12 protein-coding genes are annotated in these 13,698 nt (G+C 49.9%); 6 read left to right on the forward strand and 6 right to left on the reverse strand.

All coding sequences use genetic code 11. The features are described from left to right. Positions 1 to 34 precede the first annotated feature (34 nt). The gene (locus tag ACFVU8_RS18280) at positions 35 to 1,048 is read right to left on the reverse strand and encodes an LLM class flavin-dependent oxidoreductase (protein ID WP_387429106.1); all 1,014 of its coding nucleotides are present in this window, start codon (positions 1,046 to 1,048) and stop codon (positions 35 to 37) included. A gap of 461 nt (positions 1,049 to 1,509) precedes the next feature. Here ACFVU8_RS18280 and ACFVU8_RS18285 point away from each other — a divergent pair, with 461 nt between their 5' ends. The 4 genes from ACFVU8_RS18285 (at position 1,510) to ACFVU8_RS18300 (ending at position 6,574) form a co-directional block, all read left to right on the forward strand. Then, entirely contained in the window at positions 1,510 to 2,514 is a 1,005-nt protein-coding gene (locus tag ACFVU8_RS18285) for a LacI family DNA-binding transcriptional regulator (protein ID WP_175370816.1), read from the forward strand. Between the two features lie 341 nt (positions 2,515 to 2,855). Continuing rightward, positions 2,856 to 4,271: an ABC transporter substrate-binding protein gene (locus tag ACFVU8_RS18290; protein ID WP_387429109.1), complete on the forward strand. Its 1,416-nt coding sequence runs from the start codon at positions 2,856 to 2,858 to the stop codon at positions 4,269 to 4,271. 129 nt (positions 4,272 to 4,400) lie between these two features. After that, positions 4,401 to 5,483, forward strand: coding sequence for a carbohydrate ABC transporter permease (locus tag ACFVU8_RS18295; RefSeq protein ID WP_175370814.1), 1,083 nt, complete (start codon positions 4,401 to 4,403; stop codon positions 5,481 to 5,483). Continuing rightward, positions 5,483 to 6,574 carry a carbohydrate ABC transporter permease gene (locus tag ACFVU8_RS18300; RefSeq protein ID WP_379466556.1) on the forward strand — a complete coding sequence of 364 codons (1,092 nt, stop codon included), beginning with the start codon at positions 5,483 to 5,485 and terminating at the stop codon, positions 6,572 to 6,574. Before ACFVU8_RS18295 ends, ACFVU8_RS18300 begins: the two co-directional genes overlap by 1 nt. 318 nt (positions 6,575 to 6,892) lie before the next feature. Here ACFVU8_RS18300 and ACFVU8_RS18305 read toward each other — a convergent pair whose 3' ends face one another. The 3 genes from ACFVU8_RS18305 to ACFVU8_RS18315 form a co-directional block, all read right to left on the reverse strand. Next, positions 6,893 to 7,354: a DinB family protein gene (locus ACFVU8_RS18305; RefSeq protein WP_387429112.1), complete on the reverse strand. Its 462-nt coding sequence runs from the start codon at positions 7,352 to 7,354 to the stop codon at positions 6,893 to 6,895. A 51-nt stretch (positions 7,355 to 7,405) separates the two neighbouring features. Then, positions 7,406 to 8,383 (reverse strand): LacI family DNA-binding transcriptional regulator, encoded by a 978-nt coding sequence (locus tag ACFVU8_RS18310; protein ID WP_387429115.1) that lies wholly within the window; start codon positions 8,381 to 8,383, stop codon positions 7,406 to 7,408. A 137-nt stretch (positions 8,384 to 8,520) separates the two neighbouring features. Further along, entirely contained in the window at positions 8,521 to 9,444 is a 924-nt protein-coding gene (locus ACFVU8_RS18315; RefSeq protein WP_387429118.1) for a LysR substrate-binding domain-containing protein, read from the reverse strand. Between the two features lie 129 nt (positions 9,445 to 9,573). Here ACFVU8_RS18315 and ACFVU8_RS18320 point away from each other — a divergent pair, with 129 nt between their 5' ends. Next, on the forward strand, positions 9,574 to 10,755 hold the full coding sequence (locus tag ACFVU8_RS18320) for an MFS transporter (RefSeq protein ID WP_387429121.1): 1,182 nt from the start codon (positions 9,574 to 9,576) through the stop codon (positions 10,753 to 10,755). 59 nt (positions 10,756 to 10,814) lie between these two features. Here the strand turns inward: ACFVU8_RS18320 and ACFVU8_RS18325 are convergent, their stop codons facing one another. Together ACFVU8_RS18325 and ACFVU8_RS18330 are read right to left on the reverse strand one after the other, a co-directional pair. Further along, positions 10,815 to 11,789 carry an aldo/keto reductase gene (locus ACFVU8_RS18325; protein WP_387429124.1) on the reverse strand — a complete coding sequence of 325 codons (975 nt, stop codon included), beginning with the start codon at positions 11,787 to 11,789 and terminating at the stop codon, positions 10,815 to 10,817. Positions 11,790 to 11,794: 5 nt separating this feature from the next. After that, positions 11,795 to 12,676 (reverse strand): LysR family transcriptional regulator, encoded by an 882-nt coding sequence (locus tag ACFVU8_RS18330; protein ID WP_379466551.1) that lies wholly within the window; start codon positions 12,674 to 12,676, stop codon positions 11,795 to 11,797. 105 nt (positions 12,677 to 12,781) lie between these two features. Here ACFVU8_RS18330 and ACFVU8_RS18335 point away from each other — a divergent pair, with 105 nt between their 5' ends. Further along, positions 12,782 to 13,666 carry a DMT family transporter gene (locus tag ACFVU8_RS18335; protein ID WP_387429127.1) on the forward strand — a complete coding sequence of 295 codons (885 nt, stop codon included), beginning with the start codon at positions 12,782 to 12,784 and terminating at the stop codon, positions 13,664 to 13,666. Positions 13,667 to 13,698 lie beyond the last annotated feature (32 nt).

Genomic DNA, 13,698 nt, shown 5'->3' on the forward strand with positions numbered 1-13,698 from the left:
GTGTATTTTATTAAGAACGGATCTGTTGGTGGTATTAGCTCTCTTTGATGGCCTCGGCCACCAGCTCATAGGAATGCAGCCGTGCGGCATGGTCATAGACCTGCGAAGCGATGATCCATTCATCCGCATCCGTTTCTTCGAGAATCTGCTGCAGTCTTTCCTTGATGGCAGACTTGTCTCCGGCAATGGAATATTTCCCTTTGTCTAGAAGGATAGCTTTCTCGTGTGGGGTCCAGAGCTCATCCATGCTGTCAACCGGAGGTTGAAGCTTCCCGGTACGGCCGCGGATCAGATTCAGGAATTGCTGCTGCTGCGAGGTAGCAAGCCGCCGGGCTTCCTGCACGGTATCTGCTGCTGTAATTCCGAGACCGACCATAACATGCGGTTTCTCCAGTACTTCAGACGGCCGGAAGCTGCTGCGATACAGATGAAGTGCAGGCAACAGATATTCTGGTGCAAAATGGCTGGCGAAGGCGAATGGCAGGCCCAATTGACCAGCCAATCTGGCACTGAAGCCGCTGGAGCCTAGCAGCCAGATCGGAACGTTCTGGCCTTCGCCAGGAACGGCGCGCACACCTGCCGGGCGGAACTCCGCGCCGTTCGGATCGAAGTAGGCCCGCAGCTCGCTAAGCTGCTCGGGAAAATCGCTCCCGTCGCTGCCAAGTCCCCGGCGCAGTGCGCGTGAAGCGGGCTGATCCGAGCCTGGTGCCCGGCCGAGGCCTAGATCAATACGGCCTGGATATAAGGATTCCAGCGTGCCGAATTGCTCGGCAATGGTGAGAGGGGCATGGTTGGGCAGCATGATGCCGCCTGAACCGACACGGATCGTCTTCGTGCCCGCTGCCACATGGCTGATCACAAGCGATGTCGCGGAGCTGGCAATACCGGGCATATTATGATGCTCAGCTAGCCAATAGCGGTGATAACCCCAATCTTCGGCATGGCGAGCCAGGTCGAGTGAATTATGAAAAGAATCGCGTGCTGTGCCGCCTTCAACAATCGGGGCCAGATCCAGCACAGAGATACGAACGTCCTGAAGTTTTTTCAAGTATAATCCCTCCCATACTATTGATAACAGTATTTGCAATGCTGTGCGGAGATACACAGGACATTATACCATGATTAATTATAATTTACACACTTCAAGTAAGTTAATTGCTTTTTGAAATTCGGGGTCTTCACGACGAGACGCCAGATATATAAGATGAACAAAAGAATATGACAAAAAGCGAGAAGGAGCGGAGGGGGAAGTTTGGAACTGTAGGAGCGAAGCGCTCGTCTTTGTCTCCGGATTTTATCCGCGAATAGCGGTATAATCCAAAAAAATCTGGAGACAACAACGGCCGGAAGTCCAAACATTCCACCGTAGTGACGACCGAGCTTTACGTTCGGATCTTAAGTTCGTCTTAAATAACATATTTTGAAAGCGATTAACAAATGCACTTGTCAATTTCAAACAGCCTTGCTATAATCCCCTTGAAAAGGTTTTCTAAAAAGGAAGTATCCATAATGAAGCCAACAATCAGAGATGTGGCCAAGATGGCCGAAGTATCCATCAGCACCGTATCCAGGGTGATGAATTACCCCGATTCTGTGGTGGAGAGCAAGCGTAAACGGGTCATGGATGCAGTACAGAAGCTGCAGTACCAACCCAACGCCTTTGCGCGTGGTCTGATTTTCAAGAAATCCTTCACGTTAGGACTGTTAATACCGGATATCGAGAACCTCTATTTTGCAGGAATTATCCGGGGCATGCAGGATGCATGTATTAAGCTAGGCTACAGTCTGATGATCTGCAACACAGACCGTGACAAGGAACGCTTGTTGTCCTACATCGATAACTTCCATGAGAAGCAGGTGGACGGCATCGTGTTCGCCAGTGACGTTCTTTACCCCGAGTATTACGACAAGCTTGTTGGTTGCCGTATTCCTTTTGTACTCTTATCCTCCCACACCTACGACTATGAAATTCCTTCTATTGAGGTTGATGACGAAGCGGCTGCCTATGATGCGGTAAAATTCCTGATTGAGCTTGGCCACAAGGAAATCGGTATGATCGGCTTTAACCATGACAATTCCATCGCTGGTCCACCACGTTATGAAGGGTTCATCAGGGCCTTGACGGAATGTGGTCTTGAACAGAATATCGGCAAAATCAGATACGCCAATCATCGTTTTGAGCATGCTTATGAGGCTGCACATGAGTTGTTCACGGCATATCCGGAGCTAACCGCCGTCTTCTGCGTAGCTGATGAATTTGCGATGGGTACGATCTCCTATCTTAAAGACCGGAATATTCATGTCCCAGGCCAGGTATCCGTTGTCGGCTTTGATAACCTTAGAATGTCTAGTATGTTCATTCCGAAATTGACCACCATCGCACAGCCAATCTATGAACTTGGATATCGTGCCGCTGAGAAACTGCATGAACTGCTGGTGACTGGTTCGGTTGCTATTCTGCGAGAAAGAATGGACCACAGACTGATCGTGAGGGAATCCTCTAGGGAAAAATGAGTGGCAGCATTCTTTTTCCGTTCATTTTGAAAAGCTTTTCACAAAATAACTATAATTATACGAATTGCATTCTCTTCTCCTACCCCACCATGAATTACACCCTACTATATTTCGCAATTTTAAATAAATAAAACTATGTAAGCGAATTCATAATGACGCGATCTCCGTTTGTAAGCGCTATTATAATAGCGAATGCATAATCTGACTGTTCGAGTACGGTGCTAACCCTATTTTGAAAACCTTTGCAAGGAGGTGATTCAGGAAAGCTGGTGGCGTTCGGCTACCGGGCATGATTGACAGCAGAAAGTTCTCTAAACCACTAAAAGGGGATGTATGCAAAGATGAAAAAGTCTTCAACACGCAAGGTAACTCTGCCTCTGGTAGTCTGTTTGTCCTTCGCTTTGATGTTAAGTGCATGTGGCGGCGGCAACAGTAATAACGGAGCAGCATCAACAGATCCTCCGGCAAAAACCAATAATCAGGCGGCTAATTCAACAAATTCAGGTACAGACACCGCGGCGGGATCACCGCTGGATTTAGCGATGGAAGGTGAATATAAAGGGACCAAAGTCACCGTGTTTGGACCATTCGTCGATGCCGATCAGGTGAAATTCGAGAATAGTATCAAAGAGTTTGAAGAGAAGACCGGTATCGATATCCAATATGAGGGCTCCAAAGAATTTGAAGCGACGATCAACATTCGGGTAGACGGTGGTAACGCGCCTGATATCGCTGATTTCCCGCAGCCGGGACTACTTGCCGCCATCGCCAAAACTGGGAAGGTCATTGATCTGACCGATGTCCTGGACCAGGAAAAGATGAAAACCAACTACAACAAGAGCTGGCTGGATATGTCTACAATGGACGGCAAAGACGGCCAGATTATGGCTGGTATCTGGAACCGCAGCAACGTGAAGAGCCTGGTGTGGTATCCGAAGAAGCAATTTGACGAAGCCGGCTACAAGGTGCCTGAGACATGGGATGAGATGATGGCCCTCACTGAGCAGATCGCCAAGGATGGTGACCCTGCCTGGACCATCGGTATCGAGAGCGGTGCGGCTACCGGTTGGGCGGCTACAGACTGGGTGGAGGATATCATGCTCCGCACCACTTCCCCAGAGAACTATGACAAATGGGTCAAAGGAGAGCTGCCGTTTACTTCTCCTGAGGTGAAGCATGCCGTGGAAGTGATGTCGCAGATCTGGATGAACAAGGACTACGTCTATGGCGGCACGAAGTCGATTGTAACTACAGCGTTTGGCGATGCGCCAAAACCAATGTTCGATAATCCGCCCAAAGCCTGGTTCCACCGTCAAGGCAATTTCATCACCAGCTTCTTCCCTGAAACGGCCAAGGTGGATGTCGATTACGACTGGTTCTACCTGCCGTCGATTGATCCTCAATACGGCAAGCCAGTTCTCGTAGCCGGAGACATATACGCGATGTTCAACGATCGTCCGGAAGTCCGGGCCGTAATGGAATTTTTCACAACAGGTGAGTCGGTCAAGAGCTGGGTTCAATCAGGCGGTATGATCGCCCCGATGAATGATGCTTCCCTGGACTGGTACAGCTCCGAGTCCGACAGACGCATGGCGAAGCTCGTTCAGGACGCGTCAACCCTGCGCTTCGATGGCTCTGACCTTATGCCGGGCAAAGTGGGTGCAGGCACCTTCTGGAAAGGAATGACCGATTATGTGAGCGGCACGGCTACACTGGATCAGGCACTGGAGCAAATCCAGTCGGGATGGAATAACTAATCGGAACACATCGTCACAGGACTGTATGACAACAAGAAGAGAGGCAGGACACATCACCGTAAGCTGCCTCTCTTTTATTTGCTTGCGAAGAGAGTTTTGCTCAGCAAAACTTATAGGAGGAAGCTAAACATGGGTGCACAAGCAAAGCAACGAATCAGTGTATCGGCGGTGTTGTTATCCCTCGGTGTATTGCTGGCCAATATCGTTGTGAATGGACTTATCTTTCTATTTTTCCGGGATTCAACGTTGAATCCACTAGTGACCGCCGTTCTTGCCGTGCTTTGGGGCGTGTTGGGCGTCTATCTGATTTACTATACATTGACCTGGGCGGTTGAGAGATACCCCGCTCATATTCGCAGGAGGGTGCTCCCCTATGTTTTTGTAGGACCTGCGGTGCTGATTCTGGGCTGGCTGCTGGTGCTGCCTGCACTGCGGACGCTTTACCTAAGCTTCTTCAATGCTTCTTCGGAGAAATTCGTTGGTCTTAGCAACTATGCTGCAATTTTTAATGACCGTCTACTGGCGACGGCACTGCGAAACAATCTGCTCTGGGTGTTCGTGGGAACACTGGCCTGTGTAGCGTTGGGATTGCTGATAGCCATTCTCGCCGACCGCAGCAGCTACGAGAAAATCGCCAAAGCGATTATTTTTATGCCCATGGCGATATCTTTTGTGGCTGCAGGTGTCATTTGGAAGTTCGTTTACTATTATCAGCCGGGTGATGAACAAATCGGGTTGTTGAATGCGATCGTGACTTATTTTGGCGGTGAGCCGCAGGCATGGACGAGTATGATTCAGCCGTGGAACAATTTCTTCCTCATCATCATCCTCATCTGGATGCAGACGGGGTTTGCTATGGTCATATTTTCAGCAGCGATCAAAGGGGTTCCCGAAGATATTCTGGAGGCGGCGAGAGTAGATGGTGCGGGTGAGATCAAAATTTTCTTCAGTATCATTGTTCCTTTCATCTCAACCACGATCCTGACGGTTACGACAACCATTATTGTCTTTACTTTGAAAATATTTGACGTCGTCATGGTGATGACGGGAGGTCAATACGATACAGAAGTGGTAGCCACGCAGTTCTACAGACAGTTCTTCATGTACCGGAATTTTGGCTACGGCTCGACGCTGGCAATTGTTTTGCTGATAGCAGTCCTGCCGGTGATCTTCATTAATCTGCGTCAGTTCCGCAAGCAGGGGGGATTCTAATGGTTGGTAACAAGAAGAGAAAAGGTAGCAAAACGGCTGTTAACATCGTTCTGGGCATCATCTGCTTCATCTGGTTGCTGCCGACGCTGGGCCTCTTCATCTCTTCCTTCCGACCGGCGGCGGATATTTTGCAGACCGGCTGGTGGAAGGTGTTCCCTCATCAGGAATGGAGGGCAGGGGAAAGCATCCAACTCTCCAAGGATGTGGACCTGCGCCAGCCGATCGAGGTCAAGGGTAAGACGTATACAGATGACCAGTTAAAAGCAGGAGTAACGGTAGATGGTAACCGCCTAATGTGGGAGAACCGCCGGGCACGCACTCTAAACATCCAGGAGCAAGGGTGGAAGACTACGCCAGATCTGACGCTTGAGAACTACAAGAATGTACTATCCGGCAAAGAATACAAGCTGAAAGAAGCCGATGGTAGTGAAAAGGTGCAAAAAGGCTCTGGTCTGTCGCAGGCGTTCTGGAATACGCTCACGATTGCCGTGCCTGCCACGGTGATTCCGGTGCTAATCGCCTCATTTGCCGCCTACGCTTTCGCTTGGCTCAGGTTCCCGGGACGCAAGACGCTGTTCGTCACCATTATTGCCATGCTGGTGATCCCAATTCAGGTGGCACTTATTCCGGTGCTGAAGGATTATACCGCGCTTGGGTTGAATGGGAGCTATCTGGGAATCTGGCTGGCGCATACTGCATTCGGATTGCCGCTGGTGACTTACTTTATGTACAATTTTATTAGCCAGCTGCCTAAGGACCTGTTTGAGTCAGCCTTTATGGACGGGGCTAGTCATTTTACGATTTTCAGCAGATTGATTCTGCCATTGTCTGTTCCGGCTCTGGCTTCAATCGGCATCTTCCAGTTCCTGTGGGTGTGGAATGATTATCTGGTGTCGTTGATCTTTATTGGCAGCCAGCCATCTGTGCAGGTCATGTCCATGAAGATCGCCGACCTTGTCGGCTCGCGCGGCAACGATTGGCATCTGCTTACTTCGGCCGCATTCATCTCTATGCTGATGCCACTGGCGATTTTTTTCCTGCTGCAAAAATATTTTGTCAGAGGTCTCATGGGTGGATCGATAAAAGGATAAGCGCAGTGATAAGATAACACTATATAGATTGAACTAAAAAATTTAAACTAAGGGGGGACGGAATGGAGGGAAAGTTTGGAACTGAAGGAGCGTAAGCGACCGCCTTTGTCTCCGGATTTTATCCGCGAAAAGCGGTACAATCAAAAGAAATCTGGAGACAACAGCGGCCGAAAGTCCAAACGTTTTCCGCAATGACGATCTAACCCCGTGTAAGAATTCTAAGTTCAATCTATATATGATGATAAGTTAGCGCTATAAGAGATCAAAAGGCCCCTGTCCTGCTTCCCTAGTGGAAGTGTGACGGGGGCCTTTTGATTGTTACAGGAAATCAATATCCGGGAATATTTGTTTCAAATGGTGCACCATATGACTCAGATAATCCTCGATCAACCATTGGAAGGTGACGTTGTCCCCGTTAGGCAGCTTACAGGACAAGGATAACTGAGCAGGCTTCAGATCCGAGATTACCCGTAATATGGACTGATTCAGGCTAAGCCAGAGACTCAGTACCTCTTCCACGGAGGTCTGGCTGTAACGCTGCGCGGCTACCCAATGATTTTGCTCATAAGTGAAGAGTAGCAGGGGCTGTGGTTCGTACGAAATCTGGATGAACCTCGATACATTATTGATAGCTGAATCACACAGATGGCCCAGAATCTGCAGGCGAGACCATTTGCCAGGTGCAAGTGGCTCTAGCGCCTCGGCATGAGTGAGGCTTCGAAAGGCCTGCGGCACTTCTTGCAGCAGCACCTGTATACATGGAACAGCGTTCAAAGTCATCGTTGTTACCTCCTTATTCATACAGCGGCCTCACCGGAGCGGACCCGCTGTCTATGTAGTGGCGCCTTCCTCCAGCTCCACCGGCAGGATATGCTCGGAGGCGACAGCCTTGCCTTGCATCTGTTCAATAATCAGTTCGACCGCGCGTTTACTAATCTCTTCAATCGGCTGCCGGATAGTCGAAATCAGCGTGTTTTGCAGCTTGCGCTGGGCTATGCCGTCATAGCCGATGATGCGGACATCCTCCGGAACCCGTCTGCCACTGTCCTGGCAAGCCTTGAGGGCATACGCCGCCAGAATATCGCTGCTGGCAAAAATTCCGTCGATATCCGGGTGTTCCAGGAATAATTGCTCCAGTAGAGCTTCGTATTCCTCCAGTTTAAAGCCATTGACATCTGTGTGCAGCGAGGTATGCCATATTCCGCGCTGCTCCGCAACGTCCCGGAAGGCGACATATCTCTGATGGGACAACAGATTAAGGTGCGGATGAACGCCGATGTGGGCCAGCTTCCGGCAGCCTTTGTCGGCCAGAAGGCCTGTTGCCAATGCTCCCCCCCGATAATTGTCAGAACAGACGTAGGGGATCTCCGGTGAGATCTGCCGGTCAAAGGTGACTAGCGGCAGGTGAATCTGGCGGTACGCCTCTACTTCCAGGGTATGGCTCCCCATAATAATGCCATCCACGCGGCTGGAGCGCAGCATGTCGATATATTCGAACTCCTTGAGTTTGTCCAATTGGGAGTTGCAGAGCAGTAGCTTATACCCGTTCCGGTAGGCATGCTCTTCAATGTGGCTTGTCAATTCACCGAAAAACGGGTGTGAGACAAAGGGGATAATAAGGCCAATAATGTTGGATTTGGAGCGGCTTAATGAACGGGCCAGTTCATTTGGACGATAGTTCAGCTCCTCCATGGTATCGTAGACCTTTTTCTTCAGTTCTTCACTGAGATAACCTCTGTTGTTCAGCACTCGGGATACGGTTGTCACTGAAACCCCGGCCTTCAGTGCCACATCTTTAATTGTCGGCATTTCATTGATCTCCTGATTCCATTATATATATGTTAATACTAACTTGGAGGGGCCTTTGTGTCTATAATCGTAAGGCCTTCCTGACTATTCATAACAACCAAGCTACTCTGCTGTTTGAAAGGGGTTCACTGTATATTTCAGTTCTTATTTCTCAGACCCGGTTCTGTTTTCACTCCGGTAAGGTCACTTATCAGGAAGTCTCTGAGCCGATCGATGAAAATGCCTGTAGCATGACTGATGAATCGATCCGTCCGGTAAATAAGCCTTAATTCACGCTGTGGCGGATGATTAATAATCGGTATAGAGCAGAAGCTGCGATCCTCCAGATGATTGAGCAGACTGGCAGGCTGGATCGTGCCCCCAATCCCCGCTTTGACCAACTGAAGTACAGAGGTGGCCGATCCGGTCTCCATAAGGGGCGTGATTTTCAGTCCTGCTTCCCGGAAGCAGTCCTCCACAAGTTCCCGCCCAAGCAAGCCTCTGGGATACATCACCAAAGGGAGATTAGGCAGCTCGGATAATTCAATATGTTCGCGGTCAGCATAAGGATGATCTTTGCGAATGACCAGCTGGTACAGCTCAATGCCTAAATCCTCTTCGACCAGCATGGGGTCTCGAGGTCCTTTGAGGCTAATTCCGATATCCAGCTTGTTATCCAGCACCTCTTGCCGAATTAGAGTGGTAGCGTACACCTGTAGTCGTATATTGGGAAATTCCTGGTGAAATTGTACGAGAAGTGGCGTAAGGCGATAGTCGAGGTCAGAGGGAAGCAGACCCAGCCTGATTGTTCCGCGACTGTCGGAGCGAAGCTCATTGATGGCATTTTTGGCGTTCTGCTCATCCTGGATCATCCGGGAGGCATAGGCTTTGAGCAAGACTCCGGCTTCCGTAAGCGCGATTTTTTTACCAATACGGTCGAAAAGAGGCATATTCAATTCACCCTCCAGCACCCGTATCTGTTGGCTTAAGGTGGGTTGGCTGATGCCTAGCTGTTCTGCGGCCTTGGTGAAATGCAATTCTTCGCAAAGTGCGAGAAAATAATGCAGATGTCGTGTCTCCATGAACTGCTCCTTATCAATCATAGTTATTTTCTATGATAATAATATAAATAATAGTATTGAACAATTCTCATGCTGGGTCGTATACTCAGGAAGCAGAAATGATACTACTATTAACAGGAGATGATCCACATGCCAATTGTTCTTTTACTGGCCGCGTTGTTTCTGGCCTCTTTAAATATGCGCCCGGTCATCACCTCTGTGGCGCCGCTGCTAAGCAACATCCAGGGTGATCTAGGAATGAGCGGATTATCCGCTAGCCTGCTCACCACGTTGCCTGTATTATGTATGGGTGTGTTTGCACCCTTGGCTGTTAAAATCAGCCGAAAAATCGGCATGGAGCGGGCTATTCTGTACTCTATGGTGCTAATTGGTGCAGCTACAGCGGCCCGGGTAGTAACGAACTCCTCCGGCGTTCTGATTCTCACAGCTTTCTTGTCCGGTATCGGGATCGGAATTGCCGGACCGCTCTTGTCAGGCTTTATCAAGGCTCATTTTCCCAGCGGTTCCGCACTGGTCAGTGTGTATTCGGCCTCGCTGGTATTCGGGGCTTCACTGGCCGCAGGATTATCTGTCCCTCTGTATACCTTGCTCGGAAATTCATGGCAAAAATCATTGGCCATATGGGCAATTCTGGCGATTGCCGCCATTCTTGTCTGGTGGAAGGTTGCTTCGAAGCCTGTCCCGGTCAACAATAGCGCCGATTTTACGCTGCCGCTGACCAATAAACGAGCCTGGCTGTTAACAGTATTCTTCGGGATGATGGCCAGCATCTTCTATTCGCTGACGGCCTGGTTGGCCCCGATTGTATCTTCGATGGGGTATACCAGACATGAAGCAGGGAATCTGCTGACCTTGTTCACCTTAATTCAGATCCCGGTCAGTATTATCATTCCGATTCTGGTAGCTAAATATAAACGGCGCACTTTCTGGCTGGTGCTATGCAGCTTGTTCGAACTGGTTGGGATAATTACACTAATCAGCGCAGTATCACCATTCTTGAGTGCAATCCTGCTGGGGATCGGGGCAGGAGGTTTGTTCCCGCTAGCGTTGATGCTGCCGATTATTGAAGCTAAGCGGGCAGAGGAAGTCAGTTCCTGGTCGGCCATGAATCAGGGCGGCGGTTATATTCTAGGTGCTGCTGGTCCACTTCTGATTGGCCGGATTTACGACTGGACGGGTGAGTTCCGGCTGGCTCTAATCGGGCTCATGATCGTAATTGTTCTGATGATCGGTGTCCAATTGTGGATCGGCAGAGGATCAAGATCCCCGGTTGTGGCAGTGAAGGGTGATCCGGAGCCGACGCGTCCTTGAATAAATTGAAAACAGCAAGTCCCGAAATAGGGACTTGCTGTTTTTTAGCTATATGACGCTTACGGCAAGCGGTAGTAGGCGAATGGCTCACCATAACGGAAAGCGCTACTGGCTTCTTCCAGTTTGCGGAGCGTCTCCTCATCAAGAGCCAGGATGGTGCTTTTAAGATTCTCTTGCAGTTGATCTACGCGGGTAGCGCCTACGATAACGCTGGAGACGGCAGGCTGATTCATCAGCCAGGCGAGAGACAAGGCGGTAGGCGTAGTGTCCAGCTCTGTCGCCAACTGGCTTACCTTCTCGCCGAGCGCGATCCGGTCTTCGCTGAGAAAGCGGGAGAAGGTTGGATCGGTATGGACCCGCGAGCCCTGTGGGACATCGCTGACAGTCTTATATTTACCGGTCAGGATTCCCCCAGCTAGCGGGAAGTATGGAATAATGCCAATGCCTTGATCGAGGCAGAGTGGCAGCAGCTCATTCTCTGGGGTCCGGTCAGCCAGCGAATAGCTACACTGAATGGAGACGTATCTGGTGAAGCGGTGTGCTTCGCTGATACCAAGGGCCTTCATCAACTCCCAGGCTGCATAGTTGGATGCACCGATATAGCGGACTTTGCCCGAGGAGACCATGTCGTCCAGCGTACGCAAGGTCTCTTCCAGCGGAGTATGGGGATCAAAGGTATGGATCTGATACAGATCAACATAATCCGTCTTCAAGCGGCGCAAGCTGCCTTCGAGCTCTTGCATCAGATGATGACGGGAAGAGCCGCTTCCATTCGGGCCTTCGCTGCGAATTAGCCCTGCCTTGGTAGCCAGTACGGCACGGTGACGTCTGTCTTTCAAGGCCAAGCCAATAATCCGCTCCGACTCTGTACCAGCGTAGATGTTGGCAGTATCAATGAAGTTGATCCCTCCATCCAGCGCTGCATGAATAATTCCGATGGAAGTATCCTCGTCTGCCCGTTTGCCGAAGGCATTCGTACCCAATCCCAGTGCAGATACCTGCAGTCCACTGTTTCCAAGCCGATGATAGTTCATAGCCATCACTCCGTTTCTTTATTGGTGAATAACTGTAGCGCCGTCTCAATGAAAAGCTTCACCGCAATTGATGAATTCTCAAGCGATTGGACAGCGATATGGATGTCGCGGTAGGCATCCGGAGACAGCTCGCGCACGACCACGCCCGGAGGCAGGGACATTAGCGACAGATCGGACATAATGCCGACGGCCAGCCCCTCGTGTATCATGTTCAATGCGGTGGAGAAATTGTTCACCACATACTTGGGGTTCAGTGTGCTGCCGCTGCGGCGGAACAGGTCCTCTATCGGCGGCTCATAGCCAGCTCTGCAGATCAGCAGCGGTTCTTGCTGGAGATCACTTACCGAGATGATTTTGTGCTTGCCAAGAGGGTTGTCCGCCTGCACCACGCCGTACAATTGCTCGCGGAAGAGGGGGAAAGTCTCAAATTCTCCAATGGGAGGCAGGATTAATCCGACATCAATAAAGCGGGAATCCAGCCAGTCCTTAACCTCAGTGACAGAGCCTTCAAACATTTCAATCTCCACACCGGGATATTGAGAGGCGATTGAACGGATAATTTTTGGGAAAAAATAAGCGGCAGCCACAGGAAAAGCGCCAATGCGGATACGGCCTTTCTCCAAGCCCTTCTCCAGAGCGATCTCCTGATTGACCTTGTCAAAGCCGGCCAGAATTTCACGAAAGAGGACAAGGACGCGCTTTCCCACATCGGTAAGCGCCAGACCATTGCGCCGGTCACGGAGCAGGAGCTTTACATCCAGTTCGTCTTCCAGTGTTGAAATAGCCCGGCTGACAGCGGGCTGGGTCATGTTTAGCTCCAGTCCGGCTTTGGTGAAGCTGCCGCTTTCGGCGATTTTGACGAATAAGGTGATTTGATTGTTGTTCATATCTTTTTTGATATGCCCCTTATGATTAATATTTATTTCTATTATGAGTATGATTATTGTATCATTTTGACATGAAGCCGATTCAAGGAGATGAAACCGACATCGATGCAGAAGAAAAATATACTGCTGCTTTTATTTCTTGTTATTGTTTGGGGCGTTAACTGGCCCCTGTCTAAGATCGCACTAGCTTACGCGCCACCCTTGCTGTTCGCAGGGATTCGAACGCTGATCGGCGGCGTGCTGCTCATTCTGCTCGCTCTGCCAAGATGGAAGAGTCTGCGCTTTAAGCAGTTATGGCCGGTTTATCTGATTTCTGCCATTCTCAGCATTGTCTTCTACTATGGCTTTCAGACCATTGGGCTGCAATATGTGCCAGCCGGCCTGTTCTCTTCGATTGTCTTCTTGCAGCCAGTTCTGCTAGGGATTTTCTCTTGGATATGGCTGGGGGAGAGCATGTATGGGCTCAAAATCGCCGGACTGCTACTGGGTTTTGTTGGAGTAGCTTCTCTGAGTGTCGGCGGATTTACAGGCAGCATTTCCCCTTGGGGCATCTTCCTCGCCCTTGCCAGCGCGCTAAGCTGGGCATTTGGTACAATCTATATGAAGCTGAGATCTGACCGTGTGGATACGTTATGGTTGACCGCTATGCAGATTACGATTGGCGGACTGATTCTGACGTTTTCGGGTTCTGTGACCGAGCAGTGGGGAGATATCGTGTGGAACGGTGCTTTTATCGCTGATACCTTGTTTATTTCAATTTTTGTGATCGCGATGGGCTGGGTCGTATACTTTAAACTTATTAATGAAGGGGAGGCAGGCAAGGTGGGTTCGTTTACCTTCCTGATTCCGTTAATCTCAATTGGCAGTAGTGTCATCTTCCTTAAAGAACAAATCACACTTAACCTGGTGATCGGACTGCTGTTGATTGTGTGCAGTATAGTCCTAGTGAATGTGAAATTCGGGCATTCAGCCAAACTTTCGTCTAACTGAGCAGGATCAGACGCCGTACATTCAATAGTAAA

It is taken from the genome of Paenibacillus sp. NPDC058177 (assembly GCF_042883835.1).
GTDB classification, from domain to species: Bacteria; Bacillota; Bacilli; order Paenibacillales; family Paenibacillaceae; genus Paenibacillus_AQ; species Paenibacillus_AQ agri.